The sequence below is a fragment of the Rhizobium sp. 01N447_2 genome (assembly GCF_056399245.1).
Genome location: NZ_JBFTQY010000008.1, coordinates 129,792 through 137,622 on the forward strand (window position 1 = coordinate 129,792; position 7,831 = coordinate 137,622).

The window sequence follows — 7,831 nt, forward strand, 5'->3', positions numbered from 1 at the left end:
CAACTAAGGGGAACTGGAAAATGATGGATTTGACTAGGCGGCAGACGCTTGCCGGAATGGGGGCACTCGCTGCCGCCGGTCTCATGGGACTTCCGGCCCGTGCACAATCTAAGACGCTGATCGTGCCGACGCTGGGCGGGGTATGGGAACAGTACTGGCGCTCGACAGTGGCGCCGGAATTCACCAAGCAGAGCGGGGCGGCCGTGACGCTGGACGTTGGAAACGGCCGCGTGTTCGGGGCGAATCTGCGGGCCGCCGGCGTTACCAAGCCGCCCTATTCGATCGTGATGACCAACGAGGTCTTCGCCTCGGGGCTGCGCAAGGAAGGCTTCTTCGAGAAGCTCGACCTGTCGAAGCTGTCGAACTATGCCGACCTTTATCCGCTGGCCAAGAAGACCGACGGCTGGGGCGCGATCGGCGCCGTTTCCCCGATCGGCATCGGCTACCGCACGGACATGGTGAAGACACCGCCAAAAAGTTGGAAGGATCTTTGGACCAACCCGGAATTCAAAAGCAAGATCGGCCTCTACAATTTTGCCAACAGCGCCGGCAAGATGGAATTGCTGCTGTTTTCGAAGATTTTTGGCAAGGACCAGTATGATGTCGACGCTGGCTTTGCCGCGCTCGAAAAGCTGGGCTCGGTCATTCAGGTGGACTTCAACCTTTCCACCGGTCTCGCGTCAGGCGAAATCGTCGTCGCCCCGTTCGATTTCGGCGAGATTGCCCGCCTGAAGGCTCAGGGACTGCCGGTCGATTGCATCATCCCGGAAGAAGGGATGTTCATGTTCGACCAAACCATCAACATCCTTGCCAATGGCCCGGAGAAGGAACTGGCCTACCAGTATGCCAACTTCTTGTTGTCGCCCGACGTACAGACGATGATGATGAAACAGTTCTTCATCTCGCCGACCAATTCCAAGGTCGTGGTGCCCGCTGATCTCAAGGCCAGCGTGCCGGTCTCAGGCGCCGACATGGACAAGATCCTCACCTGGGACTGGAACTTCGTCAACGAAAAGCAAGGCGAGCTCGCCGAACGCTGGGCGAAGACCTTAAAGTGATTTCCCCCGCTGCGATCATGGCTCACCCCTGTGGCCGAGCCATGATCGGTTTTTTTGCGGAGGATCTTTGGACGGTTGGCTCCAGGCAATTGGAAAGTGACAATTCATGACAGAGGTTAGCATTGAAAAGCTGACCAAGGACTACGGGCAGGGTCTCGCAGTCAACGGCATTTCCATCAAGATTGCCGAGGGTGAGTTCATCTCGCTGCTCGGCCCGTCCGGATGCGGCAAGACGACGACATTGAAGATGATCGCCGGGTTCGAGGATGCGACCCATGGGGCGATCCGCTTCGACGGGCGCGATGTCGTGCATATGCCGGTCGAGAAACGCGATATCGGCATGGTGTTTCAGAACTATGCGCTTTTCCCGCATATGACGGTGGAAAAGAATCTCGCCTTCGGGCTGGAAATGCGCAGGATACCGAAGGGCGAGATCCGCACCCGCATATCCGACGTGCTGGATATGGTGCAGCTTGCCGGCTATGCCGACCGTTATCCGCGCCAGCTTTCCGGCGGTCAGCAGCAACGCGTGGCGCTGGCGCGTGCGCTCGTCATCGAACCTAAAATCCTGCTGCTCGACGAACCGCTCGCCAATCTCGATGCCAAGCTGCGCGAGGAGATGCGGATATTCATCCGCGACCTGCAGCGCCGCGTCGGAATTACCACCGTCTACGTCACCCATGACCAGGCAGAAGCCATGACCATGTCCGACCGGGTGGTGGTGATGTTCAGCGGCCGTATCGCCCAGATCGGAACGCCTTCCGACATCTACGAGCGTCCGGCAAATCTGGAAGTGGCGGAATTCGTCGGTCAGGTGAATATCGTCCGCGGCAAGGTCAGCAAGGCCGCCGGCCGCACGGTGGTCGCCACCGTGTTCGGCGAGGTCGACGTTGCCGACGACTATGCCGACGATACCGAACTTGTTTTGGCGCTGCGCCCGGAAGCGGTCGAGTTGCTGCCGATATCCTCCAAGGAGGCGGGCGTGCCCGCCAAAGTTCTGTCCAGCTATTATTCCGGTAGCCTCGTCGATTACCGGCTACAGCTGGCGGACGGCGCAGTCGTCAACGTCCAGACGTTTCCGCGGATACGATTCGCCGATGGCGAGGAGGTGCTGTTGCGTGCACCTTCAGACCGCTTCTGGCCGCTTGGATCTGCGGCATGAACGCAGGCGCCAAAAAACGGTTCGGGCCGCTGCTGTTGATCGCGCCCGCCGCGATCCTGCTCGGCTTCTTTCTCGTGCTGCCGTATCTCAATATCATCGTGATGAGCTTTCGCGTGCCTGGGCAGGGCACGCCTTATGCGCCGGGCTTTACCACCGGCAATTACAGCAAGTTCTTCTCGGACATCTTCTACATCAACCAGATGGTCAACACGCTGTTGATCGGCTTCGTGACCACCTTTGCCTGTCTGGTTCTCGGTTACCCGGTGGCCTGGCAGCTGGCGCGGGGCACATCTGTGATCCGCTCCCTCGGTTACGGACTGGTGCTCTCACCACTTCTGGTCGGCATCGTGATTCGCAGCTACGGCTGGACGATCCTGCTCGGCAATAACGGCCTTATCAACCGCGCGCTGACTGGCTGGGGCCTGATCGATGGGCCGCTGCCGCTGATGTACAATGCCCTCGGCATCGTCATTGCGCTGGTGCATGTATTCCTGCCCTTCATGATCCTGCCGATAATGAGCGCGATCCAGGGCATCGATCCGTCGTTGGAATCGGCCGCTCGTTCGCTCGGCGCCTCCAAGTTCAAGGCCTTCCGGCGCATCACGCTGCCGCTGTCGATGCCCGGCATTCAGGCCGGCTGCATCCTGGTGTTCGTGCTCTCGCTAAGTGCCTATGTGACGCCTTCGTTGATCGGCGGCCTTCGGGTCAAAACCATGGCCGTGACGGTGGTCGATGCCCTGATCGACACGTTCCAATGGCCGTTCGGTTCCGCGCTGGCGCTGATGATGTCGGTCACAGGCGCGATCGTGGTGGCCCTCTTCGGACGGCTGACCGTCATGAAATGGAAGGCATAAAAGACATGTCGAAACCCTTCCTCACGCTCTACTGCCTGGTCATCTACGCCTTTCTCCTGGCGCCGATCTTGGTCGTCGTCGGGGCGTCGTTCAATGCTGGCGCCTTCCTCACCTTCCCGCCGCAGGGGTTGTCATTTCGCTGGTATCTGGTGTTCTTCAACAACGAAGTGTTCATGCGGGCAATCCGCACGTCCTTGTGGATCGCGACGCTGACCACGATAGTCTCCGGTATCATCGGCACGATGGCGGCGATGTTCTATGTGCAGTATGCCGGCAAGTTCAAGGACACGGTGCGGATCGCCATGCTGGCGCCGCTGCTGTTGCCAGAAGTCTTGACCGCGATCTCGCTGCTGTTTTTCGTCTATTCGATCGGCATCGGCACGCAGACGATCGTCGGGCTGCTCGTCGGCCACGTGCTGATCACGCTGCCCTTCGTATTCATCAATGTCTCGGCGTCGATGGAAAGCTATGATCCGTCCTGGAGCTTGGCGGCGCAAAGTCTCGGGGCCGGCCGTTTCACCCGTTTTTGGCGGATCATGCTGCCACTGATCAAGCCCGGTGTCATCGGCGGCTGCCTGTTCGCCTTCATCGTCTCATTTGACGTCTTCACCATTTCCTTCATGCTGAAGAATGTCGGCACATCGACGCTGCCGATCCAGTTGTTCGATTACCTGCGCACCAATTTTACCCCCGAGGCGGCGGCGGTCTCGACTTGCTCGATTATTTTGACACTCATCGTGGTGGTCGTTTGCGAGAAGATACTCGGCTTACGCATTCATCGGTTCTGATCGGCCATCTGAAGCGTCTTTGAAGTAGCCAGTCACGCATCATCTCTTCGCTACCTGCGGACGCGTTGGGGGCAGCCATACACTGTCCGAATGACATGCCGAAGTTTTGGCTGCTGCGAGAAAGCAGCCAACGTACAAATTGTTCGGGTAGCACTGGATACAGCGCATGCATGTTTCAGATGCGATCGTCATCGTTACCTCAGTGCTACCGGATGATGTTTCCGAGCCGCCAGAAAGCCGCTCAATGGGCCCCGCTCGTTCGGCAATCGCGCAGGCCCAGGCGCGCAGATCTGACCCGCTGATCTTGCGCGTCATCACCGCGTCGGCGGCTTCATACAGATAGGTTCTTGCCATCTTGCCTCGCCTCGAGACGAGGCCATTCTAGCTGACCTCGCCGGAATCGAGGACGACCGGGATGGCGCGGTTTGGACGCTGGCTCACAACTTCCCGAACGCCACGCCTCTCCAGCCCCAGCCAGCCCGATGAGCGGCCTCAATGAGGGGCGTCTTTATTTCGGCGGTATTGAAGCGATATTCGTAAACCTTGCCGTAGGACAGGTCTTCCTTGAAGGCAAAGGCCATCTCGAAGCTTTTTTCCCACTTCCGACCGCGGAACGCATTAGCGCTCAACGCAAGCGTGGGCACGCCGGCGCGCCATTCGACGGACCATTCCTGATCGACGACGCGGACTTCGCAATTGGAAGGATCGAATTTCATCAGCACCTTAAACACCTTTTGCAGGCCGGCTTTGGCGAATAGTTCGTACCAGCGGGCATCAACGATCTTCCATTCAGCGACAAGATCGACGCCTTCCGGCTTGCCGTCACGAACGACGAACGGCGCAGTCTTTCTATTGATAGCGAGAAGATCATTGCGAAGCGTTGCCGTCGATTGGCGGTCCACGCCCTTCGGCGCCGGTTTATATCCTATCAGCCAGTCGAACAATTTCACGGCAGGTTTCCTCAATCAGGGGCACTGTGGACAATCTCTACGGTGAAACACATTAAAAAATCGAGATCGCTTTCGCACGGCGCGTTCGATATGGGCCGTTGTTACTTTCCGCAATTCACTGGCAGGCATCTGCGCTGGCGGTTTCCATGAAGAGCCGAAGGAGATGGAGCTCTTTGCGCAGTCGAGCTCTGAAAGCCACGGCAAGGCCAGGCGCGCGATTGATCTCGAGGCATACTCTCGCCTCCGCCTTCATCGACTGACCCTCATTTGTCAACCCAACGATCACCTGGCGCCCATCTGCCGGATCACGCTTGCGGATGACGCGACCCGCAGCTTCAAGACAGATAGCTGCCAGAACTCGTTGTGTTGGAGGCCTCCCCCTCTCGTCCCCTGGTGCTTTGGAGGGAGAGGAAATGATTTCGCGGAGGAATACCTTGGTCTTGTCATGCCTGTTGGCACCGTCGGTCGCGCAAGCGGAATTCAAGCCATACCAAAATGGAGGATCCGGAGCCCTCGTCGCTTCGKATCGGCTCTGGGCTTCGAGCCCGGAAACCGATAGGGTCCAACGATCAGGACGGACGCTTCAAACTCGTTTGGAAATGCAAAATGGTTCGACCGGTCCGTGCGATCGTCATTGCAGTGCTCGTGTTGCTTGTCGCCTTCGCATCGGCCTGGTCGTCGCTCGCGCTTTGGTACCGCTTGCCGTTGCCCGAGGTCGGCAGGCAAGCCAGCGCCATCTTGTTCGGGCTTTTTGGCGCCTGGGTCATCGTGACGCTCTTTGGCAGGAGGCGCTTTCGTGCGGTCCTCGCGTTTGCGGCCGCGTTCGTCCTTGTTCTCGTCTGGTGGAGCACGATCGAACCGCCGGCAAATGGAGCGTGGGCTCCGGACGTCGCACGTCAGGTCACCGGCGAATTCGACGGTGATCTGTTGACGCTGACAAATGTCCGCGATTTCGAGTGGCGCAGCGCCACCGACTTCACGGAACGATGGACGACGCGCAGTTACGACCTGAACAAGTTGAAGAGCGTCGACATGTTCATGTCGTACTGGTCAGGTCCGACCATCGCGCATGTCATCATGAGCTTCGGCTTCGACGACGGCCGCTATCTGGCGTGGTCTATCGAGGTGCGTCGCCTTTCCGGAGGTTCGTTCTCACCGCTGGCGGACCTTTTCAAAAGCAGTCCTCTGGTCATCCTTGCCGCAGACGAAAGAGATGTGATCGGTCTCCGCTCCAATTTTCGCGGTGAGGACGTCCAGATCTACCGTCTGAGGGCGTTGCCGGCGGCTGCGAGGCTTCTTCTGCGTGAGTACGTCTCCGACGCAAACGCGCTCGCGGTCACGCCCGCCTTCTACAATTCGCTGACGACCAACTGCACGACGACGATCGTCAAGATGATGCGCGTTGCAGGCGACGCCGTGCCGACGGACTGGCGCCTCGTCGTCAACGGATACCTGCCGGAATACGCCTATGACCGGGGCGCGCTGGATACCTCGGTTCCCTTGTCGCAACTGCGGTCGGCCGCACACATCGCTGCAAGGGCGCACGAGGACGGTCTTTCGACGAATTTTTCGCAGGCCATTCGCGTCGGCGTCCCGTCGCCGCAGGACGCGTTGTGACCTCCGCCGGAGGGTTGATCAAGCAAAACGACTAAGCAGGCAACATAATGCGTCCAGAGATTTTGACGACGATGCGCGTTCGCCTTCTGGGGCTTTTCGTATTCGGCCCAGCACCATTCGGAGCCGAAGGTTGACCCCTCGTAGGCAAAGCTCTTCCTATTGATTTTCAAATGTAATCCGACGCCCGGGCAGAGGTCATGGCCAGCGCCGATATGACCCTGAAGCGCTGGGGCCGCCCTCATCCCAACGTGCGTTGGCGCCGATCAATGCGACGGTGCCCGACTTCAAAGAACTGGACGAAGGTCCGCATAAATGCCCTCAATCTGCCCGGTCTCTCCATCGGTCAGCAGATTATGTGGTAGGAGCGGGTCATGACATCACTGATCGATTTTGATTGCCGAAGCTGCGGAGCCTGCTGCTCCTTTTCGCCGACCTGGCCCAGATTTTCCACCGAAACAGAAGCTGCTCTCGATTTGCTGCCGGCGCGCTTCGTAGCCGCGAACGAGCAGGGAATGCGCTGCGAGGGTGCGCGTTGCTCCGCACTCGTCGGTCGCGTCGGTTCAGAGACATCCTGTCAAGTATACGATCTTCGGCCTGACGTCTGCCGCGCCTGCGTTCCAGGGGATGGCGCTTGCTTGACCGCGCGCGAGTTCTTCAGGATCGGTCTGTCGAATTTGCCGCCCGGTCACATTGATGCGCGACAGCCAGTGAGCTGAGATGCGTTGCTCCGTCCGGGCCCTCTCTTCGCCGCTCCGAGAGCGAGTAGACGCATCGCCCTTCAGTGGTGTTGGACATGAAAATTTAAATTGGTCGTCTTCAGATTTTAAATTAGACGGAACAACCGGACGTTCATTGCAAGCCGTTAATCGACTGAGTTTCGCCGAATTCTTCGCAGGCCATTCGCGTCGCTGTCTCGCCACTTTTTGGGGCTTTTCGAAGGCTCAGCACCATGGCGTTCTTTTCGCGCGGCATGGATAGCCCGGTGGTGATTGCTCTTCGTGGAAGCGCGGGTCGCTTGTGAGCCTCAGGAACCAAACCTGATTCATGTGGTAACCCGAGAGTGTCGCGGCTATCCGTGGGAGATGCGACGCCGCGTCAGGAAAGTCGATGAGCGGCGGCGGCAATCCAAGCCGGCACCATCGACGAAATCGCGTCATGTTGAGCACATAATGCTGACGCCTTCTGACCTAGTCGAACAGCATGGCTGCGACGACAAGAAGGTTTAACCGGGATATTGAAGGTTCCACCGGATGGTAATACCTGATGTTAAAGCGGCACGGCGGCTAGGCCACCGTCCCAGTCCACGAACTAACGGCCGCCCTCGATCTTGCGATGGCGTTGGTTGATACCTCCCTTGCCATAGGGATAGTCCAAAGGCTGGGGCGCACTCACCTCGTTGAGC

At 58.7% G+C, this 7,831-nt stretch carries 8 protein-coding genes; 6 read left to right on the forward strand and 2 right to left on the reverse strand.

What is annotated here, in order from left to right:
* Window positions 1-20: 20 nt before the first annotated feature.
* The 4 genes from AC1ECN_RS07145 to AC1ECN_RS07160 all read left to right on the forward strand — a co-directional run bounded on the left by AC1ECN_RS07145 (window position 21) and on the right by AC1ECN_RS07160 (window position 3,862).
* Window positions 21-1,058: an ABC transporter substrate-binding protein gene (locus AC1ECN_RS07145; RefSeq protein ID WP_164592985.1), complete on the forward strand. Its 1,038-nt coding sequence runs from the start codon at window positions 21-23 to the stop codon at window positions 1,056-1,058.
* A 106-nt stretch (window positions 1,059-1,164) separates the two neighbouring features.
* Window positions 1,165-2,220: an ABC transporter ATP-binding protein gene (locus AC1ECN_RS07150; RefSeq protein WP_130674439.1), complete on the forward strand. Its 1,056-nt coding sequence runs from the start codon at window positions 1,165-1,167 to the stop codon at window positions 2,218-2,220.
* Window positions 2,217-3,074 (forward strand): ABC transporter permease, encoded by an 858-nt coding sequence (locus AC1ECN_RS07155; protein ID WP_130674438.1) that lies wholly within the window; start codon window positions 2,217-2,219, stop codon window positions 3,072-3,074. Before AC1ECN_RS07150 ends, AC1ECN_RS07155 begins: the two co-directional genes overlap by 4 nt.
* Entirely contained in the window at window positions 3,062-3,862 is an 801-nt protein-coding gene (locus AC1ECN_RS07160) for an ABC transporter permease (protein ID WP_197727453.1), read from the forward strand. Before AC1ECN_RS07155 ends, AC1ECN_RS07160 begins: the two co-directional genes overlap by 13 nt.
* A gap of 39 nt (window positions 3,863-3,901) precedes the next feature.
* Here the strand turns inward: AC1ECN_RS07160 and AC1ECN_RS07165 are convergent, their stop codons facing one another.
* Window positions 3,902-4,216 carry a hypothetical protein gene (locus tag AC1ECN_RS07165; protein ID WP_477952602.1) on the reverse strand — a complete coding sequence of 105 codons (315 nt, stop codon included), beginning with the start codon at window positions 4,214-4,216 and terminating at the stop codon, window positions 3,902-3,904.
* A gap of 83 nt (window positions 4,217-4,299) precedes the next feature.
* The gene (locus tag AC1ECN_RS07170; protein WP_018493959.1) at window positions 4,300-4,812 is read right to left on the reverse strand and encodes a hypothetical protein; all 513 of its coding nucleotides are present in this window, start codon (window positions 4,810-4,812) and stop codon (window positions 4,300-4,302) included.
* Window positions 4,813-5,418: 606 nt separating this feature from the next.
* Between AC1ECN_RS07170 and AC1ECN_RS07175 the strand changes: the two genes are divergently transcribed.
* Entirely contained in the window at window positions 5,419-6,429 is a 1,011-nt protein-coding gene (locus tag AC1ECN_RS07175) for an Lnb N-terminal periplasmic domain-containing protein (RefSeq protein ID WP_477952604.1), read from the forward strand.
* Window positions 6,430-6,800: 371 nt separating this feature from the next.
* Window positions 6,801-7,145: a YkgJ family cysteine cluster protein gene (locus tag AC1ECN_RS07180; protein ID WP_130674435.1), complete on the forward strand. Its 345-nt coding sequence runs from the start codon at window positions 6,801-6,803 to the stop codon at window positions 7,143-7,145.
* Window positions 7,146-7,831 lie beyond the last annotated feature (686 nt).